The sequence below is a fragment of the Pseudomonas sp. p99-361 genome, from assembly GCF_003935475.1.
GTDB lineage: Bacteria > Pseudomonadota > Gammaproteobacteria > Pseudomonadales > Pseudomonadaceae > Aquipseudomonas > Aquipseudomonas juntendi.
Window position 1 is genome coordinate 37273 of sequence record NZ_RHQO01000028.1, and the last position, 25873, is coordinate 63145.

Consider the following 25873-nt stretch of genomic DNA (forward strand, 5'->3'; position numbering starts at 1 on the left):
TGCCAGGAGTGCCCATGAAGGCAGCGGTGATCCAGATGGTCAGCCAGGACGACGTGCTGGCCAACCTGCAGCGTGCCTGTGCCTTGCTGGAGCAAGCTGCACAGGGTGGTGCGCGGCTGGCGGTGCTGCCGGAAAACTTCGCTGCCATGGGCCGCAAGGACGCCGCTGCCATCGGCCGAGCCGAGGCATCGGGGAACGGGCCTATCCTGCCATGGTTGAAACGTACCGCCCGCGACCTCAGGTTATGGATAGTCGCCGGTACCATGCCCTTGCCACCGGTCGGCCAGCCCGACGCAAAGGCACATGCCTGCTCGCTGCTGATCGATGAGCACGGTGAAGTGGCTGCGCGCTATGACAAGCTGCACTTGTTCGACGTGGACGTTGCCGATAACCGCGGCCGCTACCGTGAATCGGATGATTTTGCCCATGGCGCACACGTGGTGGTGGCGGACACGCCGGTCGGGCGGCTGGGGTTGAGCGTATGTTACGACTTGCGCTTCCCAGAGTTGTACAGCGCGTTGCGTGCCGCTGGCGCGGAACTGATCAGCGCACCGGCGGCCTTCACTGCGGTAACCGGCGCAGCACACTGGGACGTGCTGGTGCGCGCCCGGGCCATCGAGACCCAGTGCTACCTGTTGGCGGCAGCGCAGGGCGGTACCCACCCAGGCCCACGGGAAACCCATGGCCATGCGGCGATCGTCGACCCTTGGGGGCGGATCGTGGCACAACAGGCGCAAGGCGAAGCGGTATTGCTTGCCGAGCGCGACATTGAAGAACAGGCGTCCATCCGGGCGCGCATGCCGGTGGTATCGCACCGGCGCTTTTTTTCGCAGGACGCATTGCGGCCTGCGCCCACCTTGGAGTGACTATGAGCCAGATGTTATCCACCGTCAGTGAGCAGCTCCTGGCCCCAGGCGGCTTGACCCTGGACAGCCTGCAAAGCGTGCTCGGTGAATTGGCCGGCCCCGGCATCGACGCTGCCGACCTGTATTTCCAGGGCCAGATTTCGGAAACCTGGGCGCTGGAAGACGGCATCGTCAAAGAGGGCAGCTTCAACCTGGACCAAGGCGTGGGCGTGCGTGCCCAGTCCGGTGAAAAGACCGGCTTCGCCTACAGCAATGCCATCAACCTTGAAGCGCTGACGTCGGCCGCGCGCGCCGCCCGTTCGATTTCCCGCGCCGGGCAGAACGGCACCGTGCAGGCCTTCCGCAGCCCGTCGGTGACCGCCCTGTATGCGGCGGACAACCCGCTCGATGTGCTCAGCCGTGCCGAAAAGGTCGAGTTGCTGAAGCGTGTCGATGCCGCGACCCGCGCGCTTGACCCGCGTATCCAGCAGGTCAGCGTGAGCATGGCCGGGGTCTGGGAGCGCATCCTCATCGCTGCAGCGGACGGCAGCCTGGCTGCAGATGTGCGGCCGCTGGTGCGTTTCAATGTGAGCGTCATCGTTGAGCAGAACGGCCGTCGCGAACGCGGCGGGCAGGGTGGTGGCGGGCGTACCGACTACCGTTTCTTCACCGAAGAGCGGGTCATGGGCTACGCCCGTGAGGCGCTGCGCCAGGCCCTGGTGAACCTCGAAGCTATCCCGGCGCCGGCCGGTACCTTGCCAGTGGTGCTGGGCTCGGGATGGTCGGGCGTGCTGCTGCACGAGGCGGTCGGCCATGGCCTGGAAGGTGACTTCAACCGCAAGGGCAGCTCGGCGTTCAGTGGCCGGGTTGGCGAGAAAGTGGCGTCGAGCCTGTGCACCATCGTCGATGACGGCACCCTGGAAGGCCGCCGCGGTTCGCTGAGCGTGGATGACGAAGGTACGCCGACCGAGTGCACCACCCTGATCGAGAACGGTGTGCTCAAGGGCTACATGCAGGACAAGCTGAACGCGCGGCTGATGGGCATGGCAGTGACCGGCAATGGTCGCCGCGAATCCTACGCTCACCTGCCGATGCCACGCATGACCAACACCTACATGCGTGCCGGCGAAAGCGACCCGCAGGAAATCATCGCCTCGGTGAAGAAGGGCATCTACTGCGCCAACCTCGGGGGTGGCCAGGTGGATATCACCAGCGGCAAGTTCGTGTTTTCGACCAGCGAGGCCTACCTGATCGAAGACGGCAAGATTACCGCACCGGTGAAGGGCGCAACCTTGATTGGCAATGGTCCGGAGGCGATGAGCCGGGTGTCGATGGTCGGCAACGACCTGGCGCTGGACAGCGGGGTAGGGACGTGCGGCAAGGACGGGCAATCGGTGCCGGTCGGGGTTGGGCAGCCGACCCTGAAGCTGGATGCGATCACAGTGGGCGGTACCGGCGCGTGATGGCCTTGGGGGCCGTTGTGGGAGCGGGCTTGCCCGCCAGCACCGGCGAAGCCGGTGCCGGGCACCGCATCGCCTGCTTCGCGGGCACGCCCGCTCCCGCAGGGCCTCAGCCTGTCAGCGCAACCCGCGCTGCAACTCGTCGAGGTCGCGGATGTATTTGAACACCTTGCGCGCGGCGGCCGGCGGTTTGTTCCGCGCCTTCTCGTGCTGGGCATGGCGCACCAGCGAACGCAGTTGCTGGCGATCGGTGTCGGGGTATTCGTTGACGAAGCGTTCAAGGTCTTCGTCGTTACCGTCGATCAACCGGTCGCGCCAGCGCTCCAGGCCGTGGAAGCGTTCGTTGTACTGGCGAGTCGAGCTGTCCATCTGCTCGAGCAGGGCATGGATGGCATCCAGGTCCTGCACGCGCATCAGCTTGCCGACGAACGACATGTGGCGTTTACGCGCACCATGAGCAGTGTGCTTGCTGGCCTCGGCAAGGGCCTTGCGCAGCTCGTCGGTCAACGGCAGGCGGGCCAGGGTATCGGCCTTGAGCGTAGTCAGGCGCTCGCCGAGTTCGACCAGCGCATGCAGCTCGCGCTTGATCTGGGTTTTGCTTTTTTCGCCGTCGAAGGCGTCGTCGTTTGAATCAACCATGGTGGCAGTCCGCTAGAAATCGCCGCCATGATAACCAGTCGGGGGCCGCTTGTCCGGCCCGGTCGTAGAATGACCCTCGCCGAACGCAGAATTTGAGTGGAGAGAACCATGAGTGCAGTCCAGAGCGTAGGTCCGAAAGACCTGCCAGCATTGCAAGAGCAGGTCGAGGCGATCATCGCCGAAGCGCGCCGCCAAGGGGCCAGTGCCTGCGAAGTGGCCGTGTCGCTGGAGCAGGGCCTGTCCACCACGGTACGTCAGCGCGAGGTCGAAACGGTTGAATTCAACCGCGACCAGGGCTTTGGCATCACCCTCTATGTTGGCCAGCGCAAAGGCTCGGCCAGTACCTCGGCCAGTGGCCCGGAGGCGATCCGGGAAACCGTCGCGGCAGCGCTGGCCATTGCCAAGCACACCTCCGAGGACGACTGTTCGGGCCTGGCGGACGCGGCGTTGATGGCCCGGGAAATTCCGGACCTGGACCTGTATCACGACTGGGCTCTCGAGCCCGAGAAAGCCATCGAGATGGCGCTGGCGTGCGAAGCGGCGGCGTTCGATGCCGACCCGCGCATCCTCAATGCCGATGGCACCACCCTCAACACCCACCAGGGCTGCCGCGTGTATGGCAACAGCCACGGGTTCATCGGTGCTTACGCCTCGACCCGGCACAGCCTCAGCTGCGTGATGATTGCTGAAGGCGACGGGCAGATGCAGCGCGATTACTGGTATGACGTCAACCGCCAGGGCAACCTGCTGGCCGACCCGCGCAGCATTGGTGTGCGGGCCGCGCAGCGGGCCGCCAGTCGCCTCGGCGCGCGCCCGGTGCCAACCTGCGAAGTGCCGGTGCTGTTTTCCGCAGAACTGGCAGGCGGTTTGTTCGGCAGCTTTCTGTCGGCGATCTCCGGCGGCAATCTGTACCGCAAGTCGTCGTTCCTCGAAGGCAGCATCGGCCAGCGCCTGTTCCCGTCCTGGCTGACGCTCGACGAGCGCCCACACATTCCGCGCGCGCTGGCCAGTGCAGCGTTCGACGCCGACGGCCTGGCGACTTACGCTAAACCGTTCGTCGACAAAGGCGAGCTGGTGTCGTATCTGCTGGGTACCTATTCGGGGCGCAAGCTGGGCTTGCCCAGCACGGCCAACGCGGGGGGTGTACACAACCTGTTCGTCAGCCACGGCGTCGAGGACCAGGCTGCCCTGATCCGGCGTATGGGGCGTGGGCTTTTGGTGACCGAGCTGATGGGCCATGGCCTGAACATGGTGACGGGTGATTACTCCCGAGGGGCAGCGGGTTTCTGGGTCGAGAATGGTGAAATCCAGCATGCGGTGCAGGAAGTGACGATTGCCGGCAACATGAAGGATATGTTCCAGCAGATTGTCGCGATTGGTAGCGATCTTGAAACACGCAGCAATATCCACACTGGGTCGGTGCTGATCGAGCGGATGACTGTGGCAGGTAGCTGATTCATTGCCTGTACGGCCCATTCGCTGGCTCGCCCGCTCCCACAGCTTGAAGCCTATGCAACCCCCTGTGGGAGCGGGCAAGCCCGCGAAGAGGCCGGTACAGGCAATAAAGAATTTCCAGTGGAATACAAGACCCGGCCCTCGCGCCGGGTTTTTTCTTTCATCAGCTCCCCTTGAAGTGATTCTATTTATCAATTAATAATGAATATCATTATCCAGTAACTCGGCGATGATGTTCATGAATTCCGTCCTCCGCGAACTGCCCTACCTGGAAAACTGGCGCTGGCTCAGCCGCCGGATCCGCTGCGCGCTCGAACCTGACGAGCCGCGCCTGATCGAGCACTACCTGGCCGAAGGCCGTTACCTGGTGTGCTGTACCGAAACCTCGCCATGGACGGTGGCGTTGACCTCCTTCCGCCTGCTGCTCGACACCGCCTGCGACCGCATGTTGCCCTGGCACTGGCGCTGCCTGTGCCTGGACCAGGCCTGGCGGCCGTTGCTGGACCTGCGCAACCTCGACCGCCAGGCCCAGAACCAGCGTTGGCAGCCCTACGCCATTCAGTTGGCCAACTGCAGCCTGCTGCCGTCGATTTCTCCCGATGAACTGATGCAAGGATTTGATGATGAGTGATACCCGTATCGAGCGCGACAGCATGGGTGAATTGCAGGTGCCGGCCCAAGCCCTGTATGGCGCCCAGACCCAGCGCGCGGTCGACAATTTCCCGATCAGCGGCCAGCGCATGCCGGCCCAGTTCATTCGTGCCTTGCTGCTGGCCAAAGCGGCTGCGGCCAAGGCCAACGTAGAGCTGGAGCAACTGTCCGCCGCCCAGGGGCAGGCCATCGTCAAGGCGGTGGAACAGCTGCTGGCGCAGGACTACATCCAGCACTTCCCGGTCGACGTGTTTCAGACAGGCTCGGGCACCAGCTCGAACATGAACGCGAACGAGGTGATCGCCACCCTGGCCAGCCGTGTGCTCGGCGAGCCGGTCAATGCCAACGACCACGTCAATTGCGGCCAGAGCAGCAATGACATCATTCCCACCACCATTCACGCCAGCGCTGCCCTCGCCGTGCATGAGCAGCTGTTGCCTGCCCTGGCGCACCTGGTGCAAGTGATCGAGGCCAAGTCCAGGCAGGTGCATCAGTATGTGAAAACCGGGCGTACCCACCTGATGGATGCAATGCCCGTGCGCCTGAGCCAGGTGCTGGACGGTTGGGCAGCGCAGATCGAAGGTGCCAAGGCGCACATCGAAGCCACCCTGCCAAGCCTGCAGGCGCTGGCCCAGGGCGGCACCGCAGTGGGCACCGGCATCAATGCCCACCCGCAATTCGCTGCCGCTTTCGCGCGCCAGCTCAGCGGCCTGACCCAGGTCCAGTTCACGCCGGGGCACAACCTGTTTGCCCTGATCGGTTCGCAGGATACCGCGGTAGCCCTGTCCGGCCAGCTCAAGACCACAGCGGTGGCACTGATGAAGATTGCCAACGACCTGCGCTGGATGAACTCGGGCCCTCTGGCCGGCCTTGGGGAAATCGAGCTGCAGGGTCTGCAGCCGGGCTCTTCGATCATGCCAGGCAAGGTCAACCCGGTCATCCCGGAGGCCACGGCCATGGTCGCCGCGCAGGTCATCGGCAACGACGCCACCATCGCCGTGGCTGGGCAGTCGGGCAACTTCGAACTGAACGTGATGTTGCCGCTGATCGCACGCAACCTGCTGGAGAGCATCGAGTTGATGGCCAACGTCAGCCGCCTGCTGGCCGACAAAGCCATTGCCAGCTTCAAGGTCAACGAGGGCAAGCTGAAGGAGGCGCTGGCGCGCAACCCGATCCTGGTCACTGCACTGAACCCGATCATCGGCTACCTGAAGGCCGCTGAAATTGCCAAGACCGCCTACCAGCAAGGTCGCCCGATCATTGATGTCGCCCTGGAGCATACCGACCTGTCGCGGGACCAGCTGGAAACGCTGCTGGACCCGGAAAAACTCACCGCTGGCGGCATCTGACACTGCCTTACCGCCGAGGAAACAGACATGCAGCACTGGAAACGCACCATGGAACTGGCCAACCGCCTGTTCGAACAAGGCGAGCTGGTCGATGCCCGGGAACATTACCTGCAAGCCCTGGCCCTGGCCCAGGTGCTGTTCGAGCGCTGGCATGACGTCGACGAAGCGGTGGCTGCCCTGGTCGTCGCTCACCATAACCTGGCCGACCTGCACCTGCGCCTGAACCAGCCGCATGAAAGTGCCGATTACCTCTGTGCAGCGCACCAGTGGCTGCTACAGGCCAGCCAGCAAGCCCGCTTGCCACAGGCGCTGCGGGACGCAGCCCTGCGCCACAGTGGGCGTACCTACACCGAACTGCTCGGTTTCATCGCGGAGTACGGCCAGTACCCGCGTACCGAACGCCTGCTCAACCGCCACAACATCGGCGCCAGCGAACTCGCTGCCCCGGCCGGCGTGGTACCCAGTACTCAAGCCTACGGAATTCACTGACATGCCCCATGCCTTGCCTGCTTTGCCTTACGCCTACGACGCGCTGGAGCCGCACATCGACGCGCAGACCATGGAGATCCACCACACCAGGCACCACCAGACTTACGTCAATGGCCTCAACGCCGCCGTCGAAGGCACCGAGTGGGCTGAGTGGCCAGTCGAAAAACTGGTCGCTGCGGTCGGGGACTTGCCGGAGCAGCTGCGTGGCGCCGTGACCAACCACGGTGGCGGTCACGCCAACCACAGCCTGTTCTGGACCGTGATGTCGCCGCAGGGCGGGGTTGAGCCCACGGGCGAGCTGGCACAAGCCATCACCACGCAACTGGGCGGTTTCGACGCGTTCAAGGAAGCCTTCACCAAGGCCGCCCTGACCCGCTTCGGCAGCGGCTGGGCCTGGCTCAGCGTAACGCCGCAGAAAACCCTGGTCGTGGAAAGCAGCGGCAACCAGGACAGCCCACTGATGCATGGCAACACGCCGATTCTCGGGTTGGACGTGTGGGAGCATGCGTATTACCTGAAATACCAGAACCGCCGCCCGGAATACATTGGTGCCTTCTACAACGTCATCGACTGGGCGCAAGTGCAACACCGCTATCTCGAAGCCCTGAAGTGAGTCGGACCGGTATGCGCTCAGAGGTCATGTCGGTCAGCAGTGTGCGCCTGTTTCGCCAGGCGCTGGGTGCCTTGCTGTTGCTGGCGGGTACCGCGCTGCTGGCGGCGCGCGGTCTTGCCTGGCTGGACTTGGCGCCGCGCATGCTGCGCGCCCTGGAGGGCGGCGCTTTGTGTGCGCTGGGCACGGCGCTGGGCGCAGTACCGGTGTTGGTAATCCGTAATATGCCGGTGGCGTTGGCCGACACCTTGCTGGGCTTCGGCGCCGGGGTCATGCTGGCGGCTACGGCATTTTCATTGATCATGCCCGGGCTGGATGCGGCCCAGGCCATCGGCTTCAGCCCATGGGGTGCGGGTGGCTTGATCAGCTTCGGCTTGATGTTCGGCGCGTTGTGCCTGTTCCTTATCGACCTCAAGGTCTCCAACGCCTCGCCGCAAGCGCTGGTTGGCAGTGCGCAGCAGCCGGTGATCGCCGCGCGAATCTGGCTATTCGTCATTGCCATCATTGCCCACAACATTCCCGAAGGCATGGCGATTGGTGTGTCAGCCGGGGGTGGCATGGCTGACGCAGACAGCCTGGCCATGGGCATCGCGTTGCAGGATGTGCCCGAGGGGCTGGTGATTGCCCTGGTGTTGGCAGGGGCGGGCATGCCGCGCTTCAAGGCGTTCATGATCGGCGCGGCTTCGGGGTTGGTCGAGCCTGTGGCTGCGGTGATCTGTGCCTGGCTGGTGAATGTCGCCGAATTGCTGCTGCCCCTGGGGCTCGCCTGCGCAGCCGGCGCGATGCTGCTGGTGGTAACCCAGGAAGTCATCCCCGAATCGCGCAGCAACGGCCATCACCGGCTGGCCAGCCTGGGGCTGTGCATCGGCTTCTGCCTGATGATGGTGATGGATACCGCGCTGTCCTGATCTTTGGTCAGGTTGAAGGGGTGTACACTGTGGGCGCGGTGCAGGGCTTGGAGGCTTACTCGCCTTCGTCGAAGTAGTTGTTGATCAACTCGACCAGCGCGTCCATGGCATCGTTGTCCTGCTCACCCTCGGTATGCAGGTGCACCTGGGTACCCTTGCCAGCCGCCAGCATCATCACGGCCATGATGCTTTTGCCGTCTACCAGTTTGTCCGGCGCGCGGCCGACCCGCACCTGGCAGGGAAAGCGGCCGGCCACGCCGACGAACTTCGCTGCCGCCCGGGCATGCAGGCCCAGCTTGTTGATGATGGTGATTTCGCGGGCGGGCATCGTGGGGCGGATCCTTGGGCTAGAGGTCGCGGTGGCGGACCTGGACGTTTTTCAGGGACTGTTGCAGCAACTGGCCGAGGCGTTCGGTGATGTACACCGAACGATGGTGGCCGCCGGTGCAGCCAATGGCAATGGTCACGTAGGCACGGTTACTGGCTGCGAAGCGGGGTAGCCACTTGAGCAGGTAGCTGGAAATATCGTTGAACATGTCCTCGACGTCTGGCTGCGCGGCCAGGTAGTCGATCACCGGCTGTTCCAGGCCGGAGTGCTCACGCAATTCGGGCTTCCAGTAGGGGTTGGGCAGGCAGCGTACGTCGAACACCAGATCGGCATCGACCGGCATGCCGCGTTTGAAGCCGAATGACTCGACCAGGAATGCGGTACCAGGCTCGGGCTTGTTGAGCAGGCGCAACTTGATCGTGTCGCGCAACTGGTAGAGGTTCAGGCTGGTGGTGTCGATCTTCAGGTCGGCCAGGTCGGCAATCGGCCCCAGCAGTTCGCTCTCCACGCGGATGGCCTCTGCCAGCGAGCGGTCGGCGTTGGTCAGCGGGTGGCGGCGGCGGGTTTCTGAAAACCGCTTGAGCAGGGTATCTTCATCGGCATCCAGGTACAGCACATCGCACTGGATGTGGCGGGCACGGGCGTCGGCTAGCAGCTCGGGGAAGCGCGACAGGTGGCTGGGCAGGTTGCGGGCGTCGATCGACACTGCCACTTTCGGCTGCAGCAGTTCGGTGTTGATCAGTGCATTTTCCGCGAGCTGCGGCAGCAGCCCGGCGGGCAGGTTGTCAATGCAATAGAAACCGTTGTCTTCCAGGACATCGAGGGCGGTGCTCTTCCCGGAGCCAGACCGGCCGCTGACGATGATCAGGCGCATGTTCAGTGCTCGTTCTGTACGTCCAGGACAACCTGGTACAAGGCCTCGTTGCTGGTGGCCGAACGCAGGCGATCACGCACGTCCTTGCGGTCGAGCATGCTGGCGATCTGGCGCAGCAGTTCCAGGTGGGCATCGGTGGCGGCTTCAGGGACCAGCAGGACGAACAGCAAGTCTACCGGCGCGCCATCGATGGCATCGTAATCGATGGGTGCTTCCAGGTGCAGCAGGGCGCTGACTGGCGCGGAGCAGCCTTCAAGCCGGCAGTGCGGAATGGCGATGCCATTGCCGAAACCGGTTGAACCGAGTTTTTCCCGGGCGACCAGCTTTTCGAAGACGACTTGCATCTCCAGTTCCGGCACTTGTTCGGCGATGATGGTGGCGACCTTTTCCAGGGCGCGCTTCTTACTGCCGCCCGGCACGTTCACGAGGGAACGGCCGGGGGTCAGGATGGTTTCAAGTCGGATCATGGATGAGGGGGATCAGCGGGCAGCTGCACCTTGCAGCAGGCTTTGCTGTTTTTCCTTGTGTTTTTTCAGTTGGCGGTCGAGCTTGTCGGCCAAGGCATCGATCGCTGCATACATATCTTCGTGTTCGGCGTTTGCTACCACTTCGCCGCCGGGAATCTGCAGGGTCGCCTCGACCTTCTGCTGCAGCTTCTCGACCTTCATGATGACCTGCACGTTGGTGATCTTGTCGAAATGACTTTCCACGCGGGCGAGCTTTTCCAGCACGTAATCGCGCAGTGGCTGGGTGACTTCTACATGCTGTCCACTGATATTGACTTGCATACAGCTTCTCCTTTGTTGCCCGTGCATAAAGAGGCAGGTTTTGCACCTGCCCCGCAAACGCTATGGCAGATCTCAGGGGCTACATCAGTCGCTTGCGCTCACTCGACGGTGCGATGCCGAGAGACTCGCGGTACTTGGCGACGGTGCGGCGGGCCACCTGGATGCCTTGTGCCTCCAGTAAACCAGCGATCTTGCTGTCACTCAATGGCTTTTTCTGATTTTCCGCTGCAACCAGTTTCTTGATGATCGCGCGGATCGCTGTAGACGAGCATTCTCCGCCTTCGGAGGTGCTGACGTGGCTGGAGAAAAAGTATTTCAGTTCGTAGATGCCGCGGGGCGTGTGCATGTATTTCTGCGTGGTCACCCGGGAAATGGTCGACTCGTGCATGCCCACCGCTTCGGCAATGTCATGCAGCACCAGCGGTTTCATCGCTTCGTCGCCATGATCGAGGAAGCCGCGCTGATGCTCGACGATCTGCGTGGCGACTTTCATCAGGGTTTCGTTGCGGCTTTGCAGGCTCTTGATGAACCAGCGCGCCTCCTGCAGTTGGTTGCGCATGAAGGTGTTGTCGGCACTGGTGTCGGCGCGGCGCACGAAGCCGGCGTATTGAGCGTTCACGCGCAGGCGCGGGATGGCTTCCTGGTTCAGTTCCACCAGCCAGCGGTCGCTGTCCTTGCGCACGATCACGTCCGGTACCACGTACTCGGGCTCGCTGGACTCGATCTGCGAACCCGGGCGCGGGTTGAGGCTTTGCACCAGTTCGATCACCTGGCGCAGTTCGTCTTCCTTGATTTTCATGCGCCGCATGAGCTGGCTGTAGTCGCGGCTGCCGAGCAAGTCGATGAAATCGCAGACCAGCCGTTTCGCCTCGTTCAGCCACGGCGTGCTGGCAGGCAGTTGGCGCAGTTGCAGCAACAGGCACTCGCCAAGGGTGCGTGCCGCGACGCCTGCCGGTTCGAACTGCTGAATGCGGTGCAGCACCGCTTCGACTTCGTCCAGCTCGATATCCAGCTCCGGGTCGAAGCCAGCGCAGATTTCTTCGAGGGTGTCTTCCAGGTAGCCCTGGCCGTTGATGCTGTCGATCAGGGTCACGGCGATCAGGCGGTCGGTATCCGACATCGGCGCCAGGTTCAGTTGCCACAGCAGGTGGCTTTGCAGGCTTTCGCCGGCCGATGTCCGCGTGGTGAAGTCCCACTCGTCGTCATCGTTGCTCGGCAGGCTGCTGGCGCTGGTCTGGTAGATGTCTTCCCAGGCGGTGTCGACCGGCAGCTCGTTGGGGATGCGCTCGCTCCATTCACCGTCTTCGAGGTTGTCGGCACTGACCGTGCTTTCCTGGAAGCTGTTGTCCTGAACGTCGGCGGCCGGCTTGTTCTCGGCGTTGTCGGCCATCGGGTCGCTGTTGTCGAAGTCGTCGCCGTCTTCCTGGCGTTCGAGCATCGGGTTCGACTCCAGCGCCTCCTGGATTTCCTGTTGGAGGTCCAGGGTGGAAAGCTGGAGCAGGCGGATGGCCTGTTGCAACTGCGGTGTCATCGTCAGTTGCTGGCCCATTTTTAGGACGAGCGATGGTTTCATGGCTGGGGCTTAATACCTTGTTCGCCGGCGCGCATGCGCCATCCACTACACGAGGGCGCCGGGGCGCCAGATCAAGCAAGTTTTATGCCTTAAATTGTAGCGTTTGCCTAGAGTACGTAACAATTTTAACCCCGGCTTCAGGGCAGGTTGCCAGTACCCCAGGCAGGGGTGGGTCAGAGCCGGAACTCGTGGCCCAGGTAAACCTCTTTGACCAGTTCGTTGGCCAGGATGGTTTCGGCGTCGCCTTCGGCGATCAGCCGGCCATCGTTGACGATGTAGGCGGTCTCGCAGATATCCAGCGTTTCGCGCACGTTGTGGTCCGTGATCAGCACACCGATACCCTTGGCCTTGAGGTGGTGGATGATCTGCTTGATGTCGCCGACCGAGATCGGGTCCACGCCGGCGAAGGGTTCGTCCAGCAGGATGAACTTGGGTGCGGTCGCCAGGGCGCGGGCGATCTCGACACGGCGGCGTTCGCCACCGGACAGGCTCATGCCGAGGTTGTCGCGGATGTGGCTGATGTGGAACTCCTGCAGCAGGCTTTCCAGTTCCTTGCGCCGGCCATCGCGGTCGAGGTCCTTGCGGGTCTCGAGGATGGCCATGATGTTGTCGGCCACCGAAAGCTTGCGGAAGATCGAGGCTTCCTGCGGCAGGTAGCCGATGCCGGCGCGCGCGCGGCCGTGCATGGGCTGGTAGCTGACATCGAGGTTGTCGATCAGGACACGACCCTGCTCGGCCTGGACCAGGCCGACGATCATGTAGAAGCAGGTGGTCTTGCCGGCACCGTTCGGGCCGAGCAATCCGACGATCTGGCCGCTGTCGATCGACAGGCTGACATCACGTACGACCTGGCGCCCCTTGTAGCTTTTGGCCAGGTGCTGGGCTTTTAGGGTTGCCATTTACTCGGCCTTCTTCTTGGGCTGGATCACCATGTCGATGCGCTGACGTGGCTGGGTCACGTTACCGCCACGGCCGGCGGTAGCCACCTGCGACTTGGTGTTGTAGACGATCTTCTCGCCCTCGGTGGTGTTGCCTTCGTTCTCGACCTTGGCGCGGTCGGTGAGGATCACGGTGTCTTTTTGCGCCTGGTATTGGATGGTCACTGCCCAGCCCTTCATCTTGTCGGGCTTGGCGGCGCTCTGCTGCTGCTCGAAGTAGGCCAGGTTGCCAACCGAAGTGACCACGTCGATGTCGCCGTTGGCGGCGCGGGTCATGGTCACGGTATTGCCTTTGATCATCATCGAGCCTTGAGTGATGATCACGTCACCGGTGTACGTCGCGACACCCTGCTTGTCGTCCAGATGCGCGTTGTCGGCCTGGATACGGATTGGCTGGTCACGGTCATTCGGCAGGGCGAAGGCGCTCGCGCTTCCCAGTGCTGCGCTCAGGCTGAGCAAAAGGGGGAGGGTTTTAACGAGCCTCATACTGTCCTCTTACGTTAGAGAGCAAGTCCATCTTGCCTTCTTTCAAATACGCTTTCATGCCCTTGCCCGTGGTTGTGCCACCGGCGCCGTCGATTCTAACGGCTTGCTCGGTCTGCGCATATTGCTTCTGCGGGAATACGGTCATGCGTGAGCTGGTGATGATGGTGTCGCGTTGCCTTTCGTCGGTGCGGGCAACGCGGACCTTGTTGATCAGTTCGACCTCGTTGCCGTCCGGGCTGACCTCGGCGCGCTCGCTCTGAACATGCCACGGGTATTCGGTGCCGCGGTAAAGGCGCAGGTCCGGCGTGGTCACCAGGGTAACTTCGGTCGCCTTGACGTGCTCGACCTTGTCGGCGGTCATTTCGTACTGCAATTTGCCGTCCGGCAAGAACTGCACACTATGGGCGTTGATCGCATAGTAGTCGATGGCGCTCTCGTCGACCTGCGCCACAGGCTGGTCGAGGAAGCTTTCAGGGCTGACATTCCAGTAGCCAATGGCAGCGAGCACGGCAGCAATCACCGCCAGCAGCGCAATATTGCGGACCTTCTTGCTGAACATGGGCGGCCTTACAAGTAGTTGGCGTTGGCAGCGTCCAGGGTGCCCTGGGCCTGCATGATCAGTTCGCAGAACTCGCGGGCAGCGCCTTCGCCGCCGCGCGCCTGGGTCACGCCGTGGGCATGCTGGCGAACGAAGGGCGCGGCGTTGGCCACTGCCATACCCAGACCGACGCGGCGAATCACCGGCAGGTCGGGCAGGTCGTCGCCCAGGTAGGCGACCTGTTCATAGCTTAGGCCGAGTTCGGCAAGCAGCCCGTCAAGAACCACCAATTTGTCTTCGCGGCCCTGAAACAGGTGCGCGATACCCAGGTTCGCAGCCCGCCGCTCGACCACCGGGGTCTTGCGCCCGCTGATGATGGCCGTGGTCACGCCCGACGCCATGAGCATCTTGATGCCCTGGCCGTCGAGGGTATTGAAGGTCTTGAATTCGCTGCCGTCTTCGAGAAAGTACAGTCGCCCATCGGTCAGTACGCCGTCGACATCGAACACGGCCAGCTTGATGGCCTGGCCACGTTGCATGAGATTCTGGCTCATCACATAACTCCTGCACGCAACAGGTCGTGCATGTTCAGGGCACCTGTCGGCCGGTCGTCCTGGTCGACGACCACCAGTGCGTTGATTTTGTTGTCTTCCATGATTTTAAGGGCCTCGGCGGCGAGCATTTCGGCCCGTGCAGTTTTGCCATGCACGGTCATGACGTGGTCGATCAACGTGGTATGCACGTCGATATTGCGGTCCAGGCTGCGGCGCAGGTCGCCATCGGTGAAGATACCGGCCAGCTTGCCGTCTGCCTCGAGCACAGCGGTCATGCCCAGCCCTTTGCGCGACATTTCCAGCAGGGCATCCTTGAGCAACGTGCCACGCAGCACCTTGGGCAACTGGTCACCGCTGTGCATCACATGCTCGACCTTCAGCAGCAGCCGCCGCCCCAAGGCGCCGCCAGGGTGCGAAAAGGCGAAGTCCTCGGCAGTGAACCCGCGCGCTTCGAGCAGAGCAATGGCCAGCGCGTCACCCAACACCAGTGCCGCAGTGGTCGAGGAGGTAGGGGCAAGGTTCAGCGGGCAGGCCTCCTGTGCGACCCGGGCATCCAGGTTCACCTCTGCTGCCTGGGCCAAGGTGGAATCCGGGTTGCCGGTAAGGCTGATGAGGGTGATGCCCAGGCGCTTGACCAGCGGCAGCAACGTGACGATCTCGGCCGTGCTGCCTGAGTTGGACAGCGCCAGGATGATATCGTTGCCGGTGATCATGCCCATGTCGCCATGGCTGGCTTCGGCCGGGTGCACGAAAAACGCGGGGGTGCCGGTGCTGGCGAGGGTCGCGGCAATTTTGTTGCCGATATGCCCGGACTTGCCCATGCCAAGCACCACGACGCGGCCCTGGCTGGCCAGGATCAGTTCGCAGGCTTTGACGAAATGCTCGTCGATGCGCGCCAGCAGGCCCTCTACGGCCTCGAGTTCCAGGCGCACGGTGCGCTGTGCGGATTGAATCAGCTCGCTGGATTGGCTCATGTCGATAAAGCACTGCCTGATGAAAAGTCGGCGATTATAGCCGCAATCGACGAAACCCTCACCTTTTCCATCTGCCTGGTCCCGGGCGCGCCAGCCTGTCTCGTAGCTGAACGGGGCATGCATGACCTTGGGGGCGCGCGGGCAGCGGTGCTATAGTTCGCCGCTATTCGGCCTGCCAAGGGCGCGTGTGCCTTCTGCAGGGAGGCTGGCGTCCATAAGGACGAGGCTGCATCAGCAAGGAGTCTAGATGAGTGTGGATAGCGCCTACGCGGTGGAATTGAAGGGTGTTACCTTCAAGCGCGGTTCGCGTAGCATTTTCAGCAACGTCGATATTCGCATCCCGCGCGGCAAGGTCACCGGCATCATGGGGCCATCGGGTTGCGGCAAGACCACGTTGCTTCGCCTGATGGGCGCGCAGCTGCGCCCCGCCAGTGGTGAGGTATGGGTCGCCGGGCAGAACCTGCCGACGCTGTCGCGCAGCGACCTGTTCGACGCCCGCAAGCAGATGGGCGTGCTGTTTCAGAGCGGCGCGCTGTTCACCGACCTCGATGTGTTCGAGAACGTCGCATTTCCGCTGCGCGTGCATACCCAGCTTGCAGACGACATGATCCGTGACATCGTGTTGATGAAACTGCAGGCCGTGGGGCTTCGTGGGGCCATCGACCTGATGCCCGATGAGCTGTCCGGTGGCATGAAGCGCCGCGTGGCGCTGGCCCGGGCAATCGCCCTGGACCCGCAGATCCTCATGTACGACGAGCCGTTCGTCGGGCAGGACCCGATTGCCATGGGGGTACTGGTGCGCTTGATCCGCCTGCTCAACGATGCCTTGGGCATTACCAGCATCGTGGTGTCCCATGACCTCGCAGAAACCGCCAGCATCGCCGACTACATCTATGTGGTGGGCGACGGCCAGGTGCTGGGGCAGGGTACCCCCGATGAGCTGATGGGCTCGGACAACCCGCGGATCCGCCAGTTCATGAAAGGCGACCCGGATGGCCCGGTGCCGTTCCATTTCCCTGCGCCTGACTACAGCGCCGACCTGCTGGGGGCGCGTTGATGCGCAGAAAATCCTTACTCGAACGTGTCCGGCTGCTGGGCCGCTCGGCCATCGACGTGGTGGCGGTACTCGGGCGTTCCTGCCTGTTCCTGTTCCATGCCCTGGTTGGGCGCGGCGGCATTGGCGGTGGCTTCCAGCTGCTGATCAGGCAGCTGTACTCGGTGGGCGTGCTGTCGCTGGCGATCGTCGTCGTGTCCGGGGTGTTCATCGGCATGGTGCTGGCGCTGCAGGGCTACAGCATCCTCACCAAGTACGGCTCCGAGCAGGCCGTGGGCCAGATGGTGGCCCTGACCCTGTTGCGGGAACTTGGGCCGGTGGTCACGGCGTTGCTGTTCGCGGGCCGTGCCGGTTCTGCACTGACTGCCGAAATCGGCAACATGAAGTCCACCGAGCAGTTGTCCAGCCTGGAGATGATCGGCGTCGACCCGCTCAAGTACATCGTGGCGCCACGCTTGTGGGCCGGTTTCATCTCGTTGCCGCTGCTGGCGCTGATCTTCAGTGTGGTCGGTATCTGGGGGGGCTCGTGGGTCGCCGTGGACTGGCTGGGCGTATACGAGGGCTCGTTCTGGGCCAACATGCAGAACAGTGTTTCGTTCACCGACGACGTGCTCAACGGGCTGATCAAGAGCCTGGTGTTCGCATTCGTCGCGACCTGGATCGCCGTATTCCAGGGGTACGACTGTGAGCCCACTTCAGAAGGGATCAGCCGTGCAACCACCAAGACCGTGGTCTATGCCTCGTTGGCAGTGCTGGGTCTGGACTTTATTCTGACCGCCTTGATGTTTGGAGATTTCTGATGCAAAACCGCACCCTGGAAATCGGTGTCGGCCTGTTCCTGCTGGCCGGGATCCTGGCGCTGCTGCTGCTGGCCCTGCGTGTCAGCGGGCTGTCGGCCAGCCCGAGCAGCGATACCTATAAAGTTTATGCCTATTTCGACAATATCGCCGGTTTGACGGTCAGAGCCAAGGTGACCATGGCGGGCGTGACCATCGGCAAGGTCACCGCCATCGATCTGGACCGTGATTCCTATACCGGTCGGGTGACCCTGCAGCTGGACAAGTCGGTGGACAACCTGCCGACCGACTCCACTGCCTCGATCCTGACCGCCGGTCTGCTCGGCGAGAAGTACATCGGTATCAGCGTGGGCGGTGAGGAAGACGTGCTCAAGGACGGCTCGACCATTCACGACACCCAGTCTGCCCTGGTGCTGGAAGACCTGATAGGCAAGTTCCTGCTCAACTCCGTTGGCAAGGAACCGAAAGAAGCGCAACCGGCTAATTGAGGAGTTTCCATGATTTCGATCTTGCGACGTGGCCTGCTGGTGTTGCTGGCGGCTTTCCCCCTGATGACCTTGGCCGCGCAGTCGCCGCATGACGTGGTTCAGGGCACCACCACCGAGTTGCTGGGTGAACTCAAGGCCAACAAAGAGCAGTACAAGGCCAACCCACAAGCGTTCTACGACACCCTTGACCGGATTCTCGCGCCGGTGGTCGATGCCGACGGTATTTCCCGCAGCATCATGACCGTCAAGTACTCGCGCAAGGCCACGCCCGAGCAGATGCAGCGCTTCCAGGAAAACTTCAAGCGCAGCCTGTTCCAGTTCTACGGCAATGCGTTGCTGGAGTACAACAACCAAGGGATCGTCGTCGACCCGGCCAAGGCCGATGATGGCAAGCGCGCTTCGGTGGGCATGAAGGTTACCGGCAACAATGGCGCCGTGTACCCGGTGCAGTACACCCTGGAAAACCTGGGTGGCGAGTGGAAGGTGCGTAACGTCATCGTCAACGGCATCAACATCGGCAAGCTGTTCCGTGACCAGTTCGCCGATGCCATGCAGCGCAACGGCAACAACCTGGACAAGACCATCGACGGCTGGGCCGGCGAAGTGGCCAAGGCCAAGCAGGCCGCCGACAACTCGCCAGAAAAGGCGGTGAAATGAGTGAGGCCGCGGTAAGCATGGCTGAGCCGGGCGTGCTGAGCCTGTCCGGCGTGCTGGACTATCGCAGCGGGCCGCAGTTGCGCAAGCAAGGCAAGGCGCTGATCACTGCCAGCCGGGATGCGCAACTGGTGCTCGATTGCTCGGGCGTGCTGCGCTCCACCAGTGTCGGCCTGTCGTTGCTGCTGTCGTTCATGCGCGATGCCCAGGCCGCAGGCAAGGCCTGTCGGGTGCGGGGCATGCCCGACGACATGCGGGAAATTGCCGAGGTCTACGACCTCGATCAAGTGCTGGCGACCTGATGGCCCGGCACGGATGACGGCCCCTCGGTCAGCGAAGCCCTCGTTGGGCTTCGCAGGCGAGGGGCTTTTTTGTATGATGGCCGACCCGTGCGCATCGGGCGCCGATTGAGGTTGAGCATGCAGGCCGTAGAAGTTAAAAGCTTCCTTGAAGAGAAATTGCCGGGTTCCCGGGTAGAAGTTGAAGGCGAAGGCTGCAACTTCCAGTTGAACGTGATCAGCGACGAGTTGGCTGGCCTGAGCCCGGTCAAACGCCAGCAGGCTATCTATGCTCATCTGAATCCGTGGATCGCCAATGGCAGCATCCATGCGGTAACCATGAAATTTTTCAGCAGCGCAGCCTGGGCTGAGCGCACCTGAGCCAACTTGGCGGCGAGATTCCAATGGACAAACTGATTATTACTGGCGGCGCTCGTCTTGACGGCGAGATCCGTATTTCGGGTGCGAAGAACGCGGCCCTGCCGATTCTGGCGGCGACCCTGCTGGCCGATGGCCCGGTCACCGTAGGCAACCTGCCGCACCTGCACGACATCACCACCATGATCGAGCTGTTCGGCCGCATGGGCATCGAGCCTGTGATCGACGAAAAGCTGGCGGTGGAAATCGACCCCCGCACCATCAAGACCCTGGTCGCGCCGTACGAGCTGGTCAAGACCATGCGCGCCTCGATCCTGGTGCTGGGCCCGATGGTCGCCCGCTTCGGCGAGGCCGAGGTGGCACTGCCTGGCGGTTGCGCGATCGGTTCGCGCCCGGTCGACCTGCACATCCGTGGTCTGGAGGCCATGGGTGCGAAGATCGAGGTCGAAGCCGGCTACATCAAGGCCAAGGCGCCTGAGGGCGGCCTGCGCGGTGCGCATTTCTTCTTCGACACCGTCAGCGTGACCGGTACCGAAAACATCATGATGGCCGCAGCGCTGGCCAAAGGCCGCAGCGTGCTGCAGAACGCTGCGCGTGAGCCGGAGGTGGTCGACCTGGCCAACTTCATCAACGCCATGGGCGGCAAGGTGCAAGGTGCCGGTACCGACACCATCACCATCGATGGCGTCGAGCGCCTGGCGTCGGCCAGCTACCGTGTGATGCCGGACCGTATCGAGACCGGTACCTACCTGGTTGCCGCTGCCGTGACCGGTGGCCGCGTCAAGGTCAAGGATACCGACCCGACCATCCTTGAGGCCGTGCTGGAAAAGCTCAAGGAAGCCGGCGCCGAGATCACCACCGGTGAAGACTGGATCGAGCTCGACATGCAGGGCAAGCGGCCAAAAGCCGTGAACCTGCGTACTGCGCCGTACCCAGCGTTCCCCACCGACATGCAGGCGCAGTTCATCTCGCTGAACGCCATTGCCGAAGGCACCGGTGCCGTCATCGAAACCATCTTCGAAAACCGTTTCATGCACGTGTACGAAATGCACCGCATGGGGGCGCAGATCCAGGTCGAAGGCAACACCGCGATCGTTACCGGTGTACCGGCCCTCAAAGGCGCCCCGGTCATGGCCACCGATCTGCGCGCGTCGGCCAGCCTGGTGCTCTCGGCGCTGGTGGCCGAAGGTGACACGCTGATCGACCGCATCTACCACATTGACCGTGGCTACGAGTGCATCGAAGAAAAACTGCAGATGCTCGGCGCGAAAATCCGCCGCGTACCGGGCTGATCGCCCTCTGGTGCAAGGACGCACCGTTTGAATTGAAAGCGGCCAGGTCCATGACCTGGCCAGCAGTAGCCGCTTAAGGACTGACGTTCCAATGTTGACCATCGCGCTTTCCAAAGGCCGTATTCTCGACGATACCTTGCCGTTGCTGGCGGAGGCCGGCATCGTGCCGACCGAGAACCCGGACAAGAGCCGCAAACTGATCATCCCTACCACGCAGGACGACGTACGCCTGCTGATCGTGCGTGCTACCGACGTGCCGACCTATGTCGAGCATGGTGCTGCCGACCTGGGTGTGGCCGGCAAGGACGTGCTGATGGAGTACGGCGGCCAGGGCCTGTACGAGCCACTGGACCTGCAGATTGCCCGCTGCAAGCTGATGACCGCAGGCGTGGTCGGCGCCCCTGAGCCCAAGGGCCGCCTGCGCGTGGCCACCAAGTTCGTCAACGTCGCCAAGCGTTACTACGCCGAACAGGGCCGCCAGGTCGACATCATCAAGCTGTACGGCTCGATGGAGCTGGCACCGCTGATCAACCTCGCCGACAAGATCATCGACGTGGTAGATACCGGCAACACCCTGCGGGCCAATGGCCTGGAGCCCCAGGAAATGATCGCCACGATCAGCTCGCGCCTGGTGGTCAACAAGGCTTCCATGAAGATGCAGCACGCCCGCATCCAGAGCCTTATCGACACGCTGCGCGCGGCGGTCGAATCGCGACACCGCGGTTAATTCCCTACCGATTGCGCGCGGCCGTTGCTGCCGCGCCCATCTATCCGCGTCATAGCCACTTTTCTCGGGTGCCCGCGCGGATGGACTGGTAGCCTAGGGCGCCTGAGCATTCGCTAATCATCGAGGCCCTCGCCATGACCGTGTCCACTGCAATTGCCCGTCTCAACGCTGCTGATCCGGATTTCGCCCGACATCTGGATCATCTGCTGAGCTGGGAAAGTGTGTCCGATGACGCGGTCAACCAGCGCGTGCTGGACATCATCAAGGCCGTGCGCGAGCGTGGCGACGCAGCGCTGGTGGAGTTCACCCAGCGTTTCGATGGCGTTCAGGCCACATCGATCGATGACCTGATCCTCGATCGCGAGCGCCTGGAGCTGGCGCTGACCCGTATCACCCCCGTACAGCGCCAGGCCCTGGAAAAGGCCGCCGAACGTGTGCGCATCTACCATGAGCGGCAGAAGCAGGATTCCTGGCAGTACACCGAAGCCGACGGCACCGTACTGGGGCAGAAGGTTACCCCGCTGGATCGGGCCGGCCTGTATGTGCCCGGTGGCAAGGCCTCGTACCCCTCGTCAGTGCTGATGAATGCCATCCCGGCCAAGGTGGCCGGCGTGGCCGAAGTGGTGATGGTGGTGCCGACCCCGCGGGGTGAGGTCAACGAGCTGGTGCTGGCCGCTGCCTGCATCGCCGGTGTCGACCGCGTGTTCACTGTCGGTGGCGCCCAGGCGGTCGCGGCACTGGCCTATGGCACCGAAAGCGTGCCACAGGTCGACAAGATCGTCGGCCCGGGCAACATCTACGTGGCCACTGCCAAGCGCCATGTATTTGGCCAGGTGGGCATCGACATGATCGCCGGGCCTTCGGAAATCCTGGTGGTGTGCGACGGTCAGACCGACCCGGACTGGATCGCCATGGACCTGTTCTCCCAGGCTGAACACGACGAAGACGCACAGGCCATTCTGGTCAGCCCGGATGCCGCCTTCCTCGACCGTGTCGCTGCCAGTATCGACAAGCTGCTGCCGACCATGGAGCGTGCGCAAATCATCCAGAAGTCGGTCAACGGCCGTGGTGCATTGATCCAGGTAAAAGACATGCAGCAGGCCATGGACGTGGCCAACCGCATTGCCCCCGAGCACCTGGAACTGTCGGTGGCCGACCCGCAGGCCTGGCTGCCGCACATTCGCCACGCCGGGGCGATCTTCATGGGCCGCCACACCAGCGAAGCACTGGGTGATTACTGCGCCGGCCCCAACCACGTGTTGCCAACCTCCGGCACTGCACGCTTCTCGTCGCCGTTGGGTGTGTACGACTTCCAGAAGCGCTCGTCGATCATCTTCTGCTCCGAGCAAGGCGCGTCCGAACTGGGCCAGACTGCCTCCGTGCTGGCCCGTGGCGAATCGCTGACCGCGCACGCCCGAAGCGCTGAATACCGCATCCTGACCCAACAGAAGGGGAACTGAACATGAGCCGATTCTGGAGCCCCTTCGTCAAGGACCTGGTGCCTTACGTGCCGGGCGAGCAGCCCAAACTGGCGCGGCTGGTCAAGCTGAACACCAACGAGAACCCCTACGGCCCGTCGCCCAAGGCGCTGGAGGCCATGCGCGCGGAGCTGAACGACAACCTGCGCCTGTACCCCGATCCTAACGGCGACCGCCTGAAGCAGGCGGTGGCCGAGTATTACGGCGTTACCCCGGCGCAAGTGTTTGTCGGCAATGGTTCGGACGAGGTGCTGGCGCACATCTTCCACGGCCTGTTCCAGCACGATGCACCGTTGTTGTTCCCCGATATCAGCTACAGCTTCTACCCGGTGTACTGTGGTCTCTACGGCATCGCGTTCGAGCAGGTAGCCCTGGACGAGCAGTTCCAGATCCGTATCGAGGACTACAACAAGCCCAATGCCGGGATCATCTTCCCCAACCCCAACGCGCCTACGGGTTGCCTGATGCCACTGCAGGCGGTAGAGCAACTGCTGCAGGCCAACCGTGACTCGGTGGTGGTAGTGGATGAAGCGTACATCGACTTCGGCGGCGAAACCGCCATCAGCCTGGTCGACCGCTACGACAACCTGCTGGTGACCCAGACCTTGTCCAAATCGCGCTCGTTGGCGGGGCTGCGTGTCGGCTTGGCCGTGGGGCACCCGGACCTGATCGAAGCATTGGAGCGCATCAAGAACAGCTTCAACTCCTACCCGCTGGACCGTGCGGCCATTGTTGGCGCTGCCGCGGCTTTCGAGGACCGAGAGTACTTCGAGCAAACCTGCCGCAAGGTCATCGACAGCCGCGAGGCGTTGGTTGGCCAGCTACAGGCCAAGGGCTTCGAAGTGCTGCCGTCGGCGGCCAACTTCATTTTCGCGCGCCACCCGCAACAGGATGCCGCCGAGTTGGCAGCGCGCTTGCGCGAGCAGGGCGTCATCGTGCGCCACTTCAAGCAGGCACGTATCGCTCAGTTCCTGCGGATCACCATTGGCACGCCGGAGATGAACCAGGCGCTGCTGGATGCCTTGAACTGACCGGGCCCTTTCTAGCGCCTGTCACACCGAGCGCCGCCCGCGCGGCGCCCGGTGCCTACTCAAAAACAATTCTGTGAAGCGTTGCAGCCTATTGATTCAGCGCTTATGGTTAGCCCTAATTCGTCCGATGACTGGATGTATCGATGTCGTTATTGATCAAACGCTCCCTCGTCGAGCAGGCCGTTGAGCAACTGCGTGAGCGCATCGCCCAGGGTGACTGGCAGATCGGCCAGCGCCTGCCGACCGAGCCGGAACTGGCCCTGCAACTGGGCATCAGCCGTAACACCGTGCGCGAAGCCATGCGCGTGCTGGCCTTCAGCGGCCTGGTCGAAGTACGCCAAGGCGACGGCAGCTACCTGCGTACCGCGCAGGACCCGTTGCTGGCGATGCAGGCCATGGCCCGCTGTACCGCCGAGCAGGCCCGTGAAACCCGCCACATTCTCGAGGCGGAGGCGATTGGCCTGGCCGCGCTGCGGCGCACCGATGCAGACCTGCAAGGGCTGCGCGAAGCGCTGGCCGGCAGCGCCGGGCATTTTCATGGTGATGTCGATCACTACATAAGGTGCGACCTGGTGTTTCACCAGCGGCTGGTCGATGCCGCCCACAACCCCGCCCTCAGCGAGCTTTACCGCTATTTCTCCGGCGTGGTCGCGGCGGCGCTGCAGCACAGCATGGCGACCGTGCCCCGCTGCCAGGCCACGTTCGATCTGCATGGGCAGATCCTCGACGCCATCGAACAGCGTGATGCGGACCGGGCCAAGCGCCTGAGCCGTACCCTCATCGAATCCTGACCCCGAGAACACCATGGCTGAGTCCCTACCCCGCAACACCCCACCGCACGCGCGTGACCTCGATGAACTGCTGATCGACGCCGAGGCCGACGACGAGCAAATCCAGCAGCAGCCGGTGCAATTACGTCGGCCGTGGCTGCTGTTGCTCGGCCTGGTGCTGGTGGCGCTGAACCTGCGCCCGGCGCTGTCGAGCATGGCGCCCGTGTTGGGCCAGGTGTCCGAAGGCCTGGGGCTGAACGCTTCGCAAGCCGGTTTGCTGACTACCTTGCCGGTGTTGTGCCTGGGGCTGTTTGCGCCGCTGGCACCGATGCTGGCAAGGCGCTTTGGTAGTGAGCGGGTGATCGTCGGCATTCTGCTCACCCTGGCTTTGGGCATTGTCGTGCGCAGCAGTTTGGGCGTGGCGGGGGTGTTTCTGGGCAGCCTGATGGCTGGCGCCAGCATCGGCATCATCGGGGTGTTGTTGCCCGGTATCGTCAAGCGCGACTTCCCCCAGCACGCAGGCACGCTGACCGGGGTGTACACCATGGCCTTGTGCCTGGGCGCGGCCATGGCGGCGGGTGCCACCGTGCCCTTGGCCAGCCATTTCGGTGGCAGCTGGGCGTTGGGCCTGGGCTTCTGGGTGCTCCCGGCGCTGCTGGCCATGCTGGTCTGGCTGCCACAAGCCCGCCAGGGGCACGGCCTGCACAAGGTGGCATACCGCGTGCGTGGCCTCTGGCGTGACCCGTTGGCCTGGCAGGTGACCCTGTACATGGGCCTGCAGTCGTCGCTGGCCTACATCGTGTTTGGCTGGCTGCCGTCGATCCTGATCGGTCGTGGCCTGAGCCCGACCCAGGCCGGCCTGGTACTTTCCGGGTCGGTCATCGTGCAGTTGCTGAGTTCGCTGAGCGCGCCGTGGCTGGCCACTCGCGGCAAGGACCAGCGGCTGGCAATCGTGGTGGTCATGCTGACCACTCTGGCGGGCCTGTTCGGTTGCCTGTATGCCCCGCTTTCCGGGCTGTGGGGCTGGGCCGTGGTGCTGGGCCTGGGGCAGGGTGGTACATTTGCCCTGGCGCTGACCTTGATCGTGTTGCGCTCGAAGGATGCCCACGTGGCGGCCAACCTGTCGAGCATGGCCCAAGGCGTGGGTTATACCCTGGCGTCGATGGGGCCGTTCGCGGTGGGGTTGGTGCATGACCTGACGGGCGGCTGGGCGGCCGTGGGCTGGATCTTCGCTGTGCTTGGGGTCGGCGCCATCGTCTTCGGGTTGGGGGCCGGGCGGGCTTTGCATGTGCAGGTGACCAGCGAAAAAGTCTGAATCTGTGCTGGGCAGCACCGGCCCTGTCGCCGGCAAGCCAGCTCCCACAGGGATCGCATCAGGGCTGACAGGTGATTGCCACAAGGTATGGCAGCGCCTGTTAGAGCGAGCGCCGCCCGCGCGGCGCAATCGCGAGCTGCGCTCGCTCCTAC

At 63.1% G+C, this 25873-nt stretch carries 31 protein-coding genes; 20 read left to right on the plus strand and 11 right to left on the minus strand.

Going from position 1 to position 25873, the window contains the following annotated elements; genetic code table 11:
* Window positions 1-14: 14 nt before the first annotated feature.
* Both EGJ22_RS14225 and tldD read left to right on the plus strand, forming a co-directional pair.
* Window positions 15-866, plus strand: a complete 852-nt coding sequence (locus EGJ22_RS14225) for a carbon-nitrogen hydrolase family protein (RefSeq protein WP_009683054.1) — start codon at window positions 15-17, stop codon at window positions 864-866.
* Between the two features lie 2 nt (window positions 867-868).
* A complete protein-coding gene (gene tldD, locus EGJ22_RS14230) occupies window positions 869-2308 on the plus strand; it encodes a metalloprotease TldD (RefSeq protein ID WP_009683053.1) in 1440 nt (479 codons plus the stop codon).
* 114 nt (window positions 2309-2422) lie between these two features.
* Here tldD and yjgA read toward each other — a convergent pair whose 3' ends face one another.
* Window positions 2423-2944 (minus strand): ribosome biogenesis factor YjgA, encoded by a 522-nt coding sequence (gene yjgA / locus EGJ22_RS14235; protein WP_009683052.1) that lies wholly within the window; start codon window positions 2942-2944, stop codon window positions 2423-2425.
* Between the two features lie 108 nt (window positions 2945-3052).
* Here yjgA and pmbA point away from each other — a divergent pair, with 108 nt between their 5' ends.
* From pmbA to EGJ22_RS14265, 6 genes are all read left to right on the plus strand, one after another.
* Window positions 3053-4399 (plus strand): metalloprotease PmbA, encoded by a 1347-nt coding sequence (gene pmbA, locus EGJ22_RS14240; RefSeq protein WP_047149961.1) that lies wholly within the window; start codon window positions 3053-3055, stop codon window positions 4397-4399.
* A 229-nt stretch (window positions 4400-4628) separates the two neighbouring features.
* A complete protein-coding gene (locus EGJ22_RS14245; protein WP_029887554.1) occupies window positions 4629-5030 on the plus strand; it encodes a hypothetical protein in 402 nt (133 codons plus the stop codon).
* On the plus strand, window positions 5023-6399 hold the full coding sequence (locus tag EGJ22_RS14250; protein WP_009683048.1) for a lyase family protein: 1377 nt from the start codon (window positions 5023-5025) through the stop codon (window positions 6397-6399). Before EGJ22_RS14245 ends, EGJ22_RS14250 begins: the two co-directional genes overlap by 8 nt.
* Before the next feature lie 27 nt (window positions 6400-6426).
* Complete coding sequence (locus EGJ22_RS14255; RefSeq protein WP_029887552.1) at window positions 6427-6888, plus strand: hypothetical protein; 462 nt, start codon at window positions 6427-6429, stop codon at window positions 6886-6888.
* A gap of 1 nt (window position 6889) precedes the next feature.
* Entirely contained in the window at window positions 6890-7501 is a 612-nt protein-coding gene (locus tag EGJ22_RS14260) for a superoxide dismutase (RefSeq protein ID WP_009683045.1), read from the plus strand.
* An 11-nt stretch (window positions 7502-7512) separates the two neighbouring features.
* Window positions 7513-8406, plus strand: a complete 894-nt coding sequence (locus EGJ22_RS14265; RefSeq protein ID WP_009683044.1) for a ZIP family metal transporter — start codon at window positions 7513-7515, stop codon at window positions 8404-8406.
* 55 nt (window positions 8407-8461) lie between these two features.
* Here the strand turns inward: EGJ22_RS14265 and EGJ22_RS14270 are convergent, their stop codons facing one another.
* The 10 genes from EGJ22_RS14270 to EGJ22_RS14315 all read right to left on the minus strand — a co-directional run bounded on the left by EGJ22_RS14270 (window position 8462) and on the right by EGJ22_RS14315 (window position 15459).
* A complete protein-coding gene (locus tag EGJ22_RS14270) occupies window positions 8462-8734 on the minus strand; it encodes an HPr family phosphocarrier protein (protein WP_009683043.1) in 273 nt (90 codons plus the stop codon).
* A gap of 19 nt (window positions 8735-8753) precedes the next feature.
* A complete protein-coding gene (gene rapZ, locus EGJ22_RS14275) occupies window positions 8754-9608 on the minus strand; it encodes an RNase adapter RapZ (RefSeq protein WP_009683042.1) in 855 nt (284 codons plus the stop codon).
* A gap of 2 nt (window positions 9609-9610) precedes the next feature.
* Complete coding sequence (ptsN, locus tag EGJ22_RS14280; RefSeq protein WP_009683041.1) at window positions 9611-10075, minus strand: PTS IIA-like nitrogen regulatory protein PtsN; 465 nt, start codon at window positions 10073-10075, stop codon at window positions 9611-9613.
* A gap of 12 nt (window positions 10076-10087) precedes the next feature.
* The gene (hpf, locus tag EGJ22_RS14285; RefSeq protein ID WP_003255135.1) at window positions 10088-10396 is read right to left on the minus strand and encodes a ribosome hibernation-promoting factor, HPF/YfiA family; all 309 of its coding nucleotides are present in this window, start codon (window positions 10394-10396) and stop codon (window positions 10088-10090) included.
* A gap of 79 nt (window positions 10397-10475) precedes the next feature.
* Window positions 10476-11969, minus strand: coding sequence for an RNA polymerase factor sigma-54 (locus tag EGJ22_RS14290; protein WP_047149962.1), 1494 nt, complete (start codon window positions 11967-11969; stop codon window positions 10476-10478).
* 173 nt (window positions 11970-12142) lie between these two features.
* A complete protein-coding gene (lptB, locus tag EGJ22_RS14295) occupies window positions 12143-12868 on the minus strand; it encodes an LPS export ABC transporter ATP-binding protein (RefSeq protein ID WP_047149963.1) in 726 nt (241 codons plus the stop codon).
* Window positions 12869-13393, minus strand: a complete 525-nt coding sequence (gene lptA / locus EGJ22_RS14300; protein WP_029887549.1) for a lipopolysaccharide transport periplasmic protein LptA — start codon at window positions 13391-13393, stop codon at window positions 12869-12871.
* Window positions 13380-13952, minus strand: coding sequence for an LPS export ABC transporter periplasmic protein LptC (gene lptC / locus EGJ22_RS14305; protein ID WP_009683035.1), 573 nt, complete (start codon window positions 13950-13952; stop codon window positions 13380-13382). The genes lptA and lptC overlap by 14 nt, the downstream gene beginning before the upstream one ends.
* 8 nt (window positions 13953-13960) lie before the next feature.
* Window positions 13961-14485, minus strand: coding sequence for an HAD family hydrolase (locus tag EGJ22_RS14310; protein ID WP_009683034.1), 525 nt, complete (start codon window positions 14483-14485; stop codon window positions 13961-13963).
* Window positions 14485-15459, minus strand: coding sequence for a KpsF/GutQ family sugar-phosphate isomerase (locus EGJ22_RS14315; protein WP_009683033.1), 975 nt, complete (start codon window positions 15457-15459; stop codon window positions 14485-14487). The genes EGJ22_RS14310 and EGJ22_RS14315 overlap by 1 nt, the downstream gene beginning before the upstream one ends.
* Before the next feature lie 247 nt (window positions 15460-15706).
* Here EGJ22_RS14315 and EGJ22_RS14320 point away from each other — a divergent pair, with 247 nt between their 5' ends.
* From EGJ22_RS14320 to EGJ22_RS14375, 12 genes are all read left to right on the plus strand, one after another.
* The gene (locus EGJ22_RS14320; RefSeq protein ID WP_009683032.1) at window positions 15707-16516 is read left to right on the plus strand and encodes an ATP-binding cassette domain-containing protein; all 810 of its coding nucleotides are present in this window, start codon (window positions 15707-15709) and stop codon (window positions 16514-16516) included.
* Window positions 16516-17313, plus strand: a complete 798-nt coding sequence (gene mlaE, locus EGJ22_RS14325; RefSeq protein WP_009683031.1) for a lipid asymmetry maintenance ABC transporter permease subunit MlaE — start codon at window positions 16516-16518, stop codon at window positions 17311-17313. Before EGJ22_RS14320 ends, mlaE begins: the two co-directional genes overlap by 1 nt.
* The gene (mlaD, locus tag EGJ22_RS14330; RefSeq protein WP_009683030.1) at window positions 17313-17798 is read left to right on the plus strand and encodes an outer membrane lipid asymmetry maintenance protein MlaD; all 486 of its coding nucleotides are present in this window, start codon (window positions 17313-17315) and stop codon (window positions 17796-17798) included. Before mlaE ends, mlaD begins: the two co-directional genes overlap by 1 nt.
* Window positions 17799-17807: 9 nt before the next feature.
* Window positions 17808-18455: a phospholipid-binding protein MlaC gene (locus tag EGJ22_RS14335; protein WP_009683029.1), complete on the plus strand. Its 648-nt coding sequence runs from the start codon at window positions 17808-17810 to the stop codon at window positions 18453-18455.
* The gene (locus EGJ22_RS14340; RefSeq protein WP_009683028.1) at window positions 18452-18754 is read left to right on the plus strand and encodes a lipid asymmetry maintenance protein MlaB; all 303 of its coding nucleotides are present in this window, start codon (window positions 18452-18454) and stop codon (window positions 18752-18754) included. Before EGJ22_RS14335 ends, EGJ22_RS14340 begins: the two co-directional genes overlap by 4 nt.
* Window positions 18755-18871: 117 nt before the next feature.
* The gene (locus EGJ22_RS14345; protein WP_003255121.1) at window positions 18872-19111 is read left to right on the plus strand and encodes a BolA family protein; all 240 of its coding nucleotides are present in this window, start codon (window positions 18872-18874) and stop codon (window positions 19109-19111) included.
* 23 nt (window positions 19112-19134) lie between these two features.
* Entirely contained in the window at window positions 19135-20400 is a 1266-nt protein-coding gene (gene murA / locus EGJ22_RS14350) for a UDP-N-acetylglucosamine 1-carboxyvinyltransferase (RefSeq protein ID WP_009683027.1), read from the plus strand.
* Window positions 20401-20491: 91 nt separating this feature from the next.
* Window positions 20492-21127: an ATP phosphoribosyltransferase gene (gene hisG / locus EGJ22_RS14355; protein WP_009683026.1), complete on the plus strand. Its 636-nt coding sequence runs from the start codon at window positions 20492-20494 to the stop codon at window positions 21125-21127.
* Window positions 21128-21261: 134 nt separating this feature from the next.
* Window positions 21262-22587, plus strand: coding sequence for a histidinol dehydrogenase (gene hisD / locus EGJ22_RS14360; protein ID WP_029887545.1), 1326 nt, complete (start codon window positions 21262-21264; stop codon window positions 22585-22587).
* A gap of 2 nt (window positions 22588-22589) precedes the next feature.
* Window positions 22590-23636 (plus strand): histidinol-phosphate transaminase, encoded by a 1047-nt coding sequence (gene hisC / locus EGJ22_RS14365; RefSeq protein WP_009683023.1) that lies wholly within the window; start codon window positions 22590-22592, stop codon window positions 23634-23636.
* 143 nt (window positions 23637-23779) lie between these two features.
* Window positions 23780-24427: a FadR/GntR family transcriptional regulator gene (locus EGJ22_RS14370; protein ID WP_125920307.1), complete on the plus strand. Its 648-nt coding sequence runs from the start codon at window positions 23780-23782 to the stop codon at window positions 24425-24427.
* Window positions 24428-24440: 13 nt separating this feature from the next.
* Window positions 24441-25721 (plus strand): MFS transporter, encoded by a 1281-nt coding sequence (locus EGJ22_RS14375; RefSeq protein WP_110679329.1) that lies wholly within the window; start codon window positions 24441-24443, stop codon window positions 25719-25721.
* Window positions 25722-25873 lie beyond the last annotated feature (152 nt).

What these genes read in the sequence shown, in the direction of transcription:
- EGJ22_RS14225 (WP_009683054.1), top strand. Translation starts at nt 15, where the DNA reads ATGAAGGCAGCGGTGATCCAGATGGTCAGCCAGGACGACGTGCTGGCC.
- tldD (WP_009683053.1), top strand. Translation starts at nt 869, where the DNA reads ATGAGCCAGATGTTATCCACCGTCAGTGAGCAGCTCCTGGCCCCAGGC.
- yjgA (WP_009683052.1), bottom strand. Translation starts at nt 2,944, where the DNA reads ATGGTTGATTCAAACGACGACGCCTTCGACGGCGAAAAAAGCAAAACC.
- pmbA (WP_047149961.1), top strand. Translation starts at nt 3,053, where the DNA reads ATGAGTGCAGTCCAGAGCGTAGGTCCGAAAGACCTGCCAGCATTGCAA.
- EGJ22_RS14245 (WP_029887554.1), top strand. Translation starts at nt 4,629, where the DNA reads ATGATGTTCATGAATTCCGTCCTCCGCGAACTGCCCTACCTGGAAAAC.
- EGJ22_RS14250 (WP_009683048.1), top strand. Translation starts at nt 5,023, where the DNA reads ATGAGTGATACCCGTATCGAGCGCGACAGCATGGGTGAATTGCAGGTG.
- EGJ22_RS14255 (WP_029887552.1), top strand. Translation starts at nt 6,427, where the DNA reads ATGCAGCACTGGAAACGCACCATGGAACTGGCCAACCGCCTGTTCGAA.
- EGJ22_RS14260 (WP_009683045.1), top strand. Translation starts at nt 6,890, where the DNA reads ATGCCCCATGCCTTGCCTGCTTTGCCTTACGCCTACGACGCGCTGGAG.
- EGJ22_RS14265 (WP_009683044.1), top strand. Translation starts at nt 7,513, where the DNA reads ATGCGCTCAGAGGTCATGTCGGTCAGCAGTGTGCGCCTGTTTCGCCAG.
- EGJ22_RS14270 (WP_009683043.1), bottom strand. Translation starts at nt 8,734, where the DNA reads ATGCCCGCCCGCGAAATCACCATCATCAACAAGCTGGGCCTGCATGCC.
- rapZ (WP_009683042.1), bottom strand. Translation starts at nt 9,608, where the DNA reads ATGCGCCTGATCATCGTCAGCGGCCGGTCTGGCTCCGGGAAGAGCACC.
- ptsN (WP_009683041.1), bottom strand. Translation starts at nt 10,075, where the DNA reads ATGATCCGACTTGAAACCATCCTGACCCCCGGCCGTTCCCTCGTGAAC.
- hpf (WP_003255135.1), bottom strand. Translation starts at nt 10,396, where the DNA reads ATGCAAGTCAATATCAGTGGACAGCATGTAGAAGTCACCCAGCCACTG.
- EGJ22_RS14290 (WP_047149962.1), bottom strand. Translation starts at nt 11,969, where the DNA reads ATGAAACCATCGCTCGTCCTAAAAATGGGCCAGCAACTGACGATGACA.
- lptB (WP_047149963.1), bottom strand. Translation starts at nt 12,868, where the DNA reads ATGGCAACCCTAAAAGCCCAGCACCTGGCCAAAAGCTACAAGGGGCGC.
- lptA (WP_029887549.1), bottom strand. Translation starts at nt 13,393, where the DNA reads ATGAGGCTCGTTAAAACCCTCCCCCTTTTGCTCAGCCTGAGCGCAGCA.
- lptC (WP_009683035.1), bottom strand. Translation starts at nt 13,952, where the DNA reads ATGTTCAGCAAGAAGGTCCGCAATATTGCGCTGCTGGCGGTGATTGCT.
- EGJ22_RS14310 (WP_009683034.1), bottom strand. Translation starts at nt 14,485, where the DNA reads ATGAGCCAGAATCTCATGCAACGTGGCCAGGCCATCAAGCTGGCCGTG.
- EGJ22_RS14315 (WP_009683033.1), bottom strand. Translation starts at nt 15,459, where the DNA reads ATGAGCCAATCCAGCGAGCTGATTCAATCCGCACAGCGCACCGTGCGC.
- EGJ22_RS14320 (WP_009683032.1), top strand. Translation starts at nt 15,707, where the DNA reads ATGAGTGTGGATAGCGCCTACGCGGTGGAATTGAAGGGTGTTACCTTC.
- mlaE (WP_009683031.1), top strand. Translation starts at nt 16,516, where the DNA reads ATGCGCAGAAAATCCTTACTCGAACGTGTCCGGCTGCTGGGCCGCTCG.
- mlaD (WP_009683030.1), top strand. Translation starts at nt 17,313, where the DNA reads ATGCAAAACCGCACCCTGGAAATCGGTGTCGGCCTGTTCCTGCTGGCC.
- EGJ22_RS14335 (WP_009683029.1), top strand. Translation starts at nt 17,808, where the DNA reads ATGATTTCGATCTTGCGACGTGGCCTGCTGGTGTTGCTGGCGGCTTTC.
- EGJ22_RS14340 (WP_009683028.1), top strand. Translation starts at nt 18,452, where the DNA reads ATGAGTGAGGCCGCGGTAAGCATGGCTGAGCCGGGCGTGCTGAGCCTG.
- EGJ22_RS14345 (WP_003255121.1), top strand. Translation starts at nt 18,872, where the DNA reads ATGCAGGCCGTAGAAGTTAAAAGCTTCCTTGAAGAGAAATTGCCGGGT.
- murA (WP_009683027.1), top strand. Translation starts at nt 19,135, where the DNA reads ATGGACAAACTGATTATTACTGGCGGCGCTCGTCTTGACGGCGAGATC.
- hisG (WP_009683026.1), top strand. Translation starts at nt 20,492, where the DNA reads ATGTTGACCATCGCGCTTTCCAAAGGCCGTATTCTCGACGATACCTTG.
- hisD (WP_029887545.1), top strand. Translation starts at nt 21,262, where the DNA reads ATGACCGTGTCCACTGCAATTGCCCGTCTCAACGCTGCTGATCCGGAT.
- hisC (WP_009683023.1), top strand. Translation starts at nt 22,590, where the DNA reads ATGAGCCGATTCTGGAGCCCCTTCGTCAAGGACCTGGTGCCTTACGTG.
- EGJ22_RS14370 (WP_125920307.1), top strand. Translation starts at nt 23,780, where the DNA reads ATGTCGTTATTGATCAAACGCTCCCTCGTCGAGCAGGCCGTTGAGCAA.
- EGJ22_RS14375 (WP_110679329.1), top strand. Translation starts at nt 24,441, where the DNA reads ATGGCTGAGTCCCTACCCCGCAACACCCCACCGCACGCGCGTGACCTC.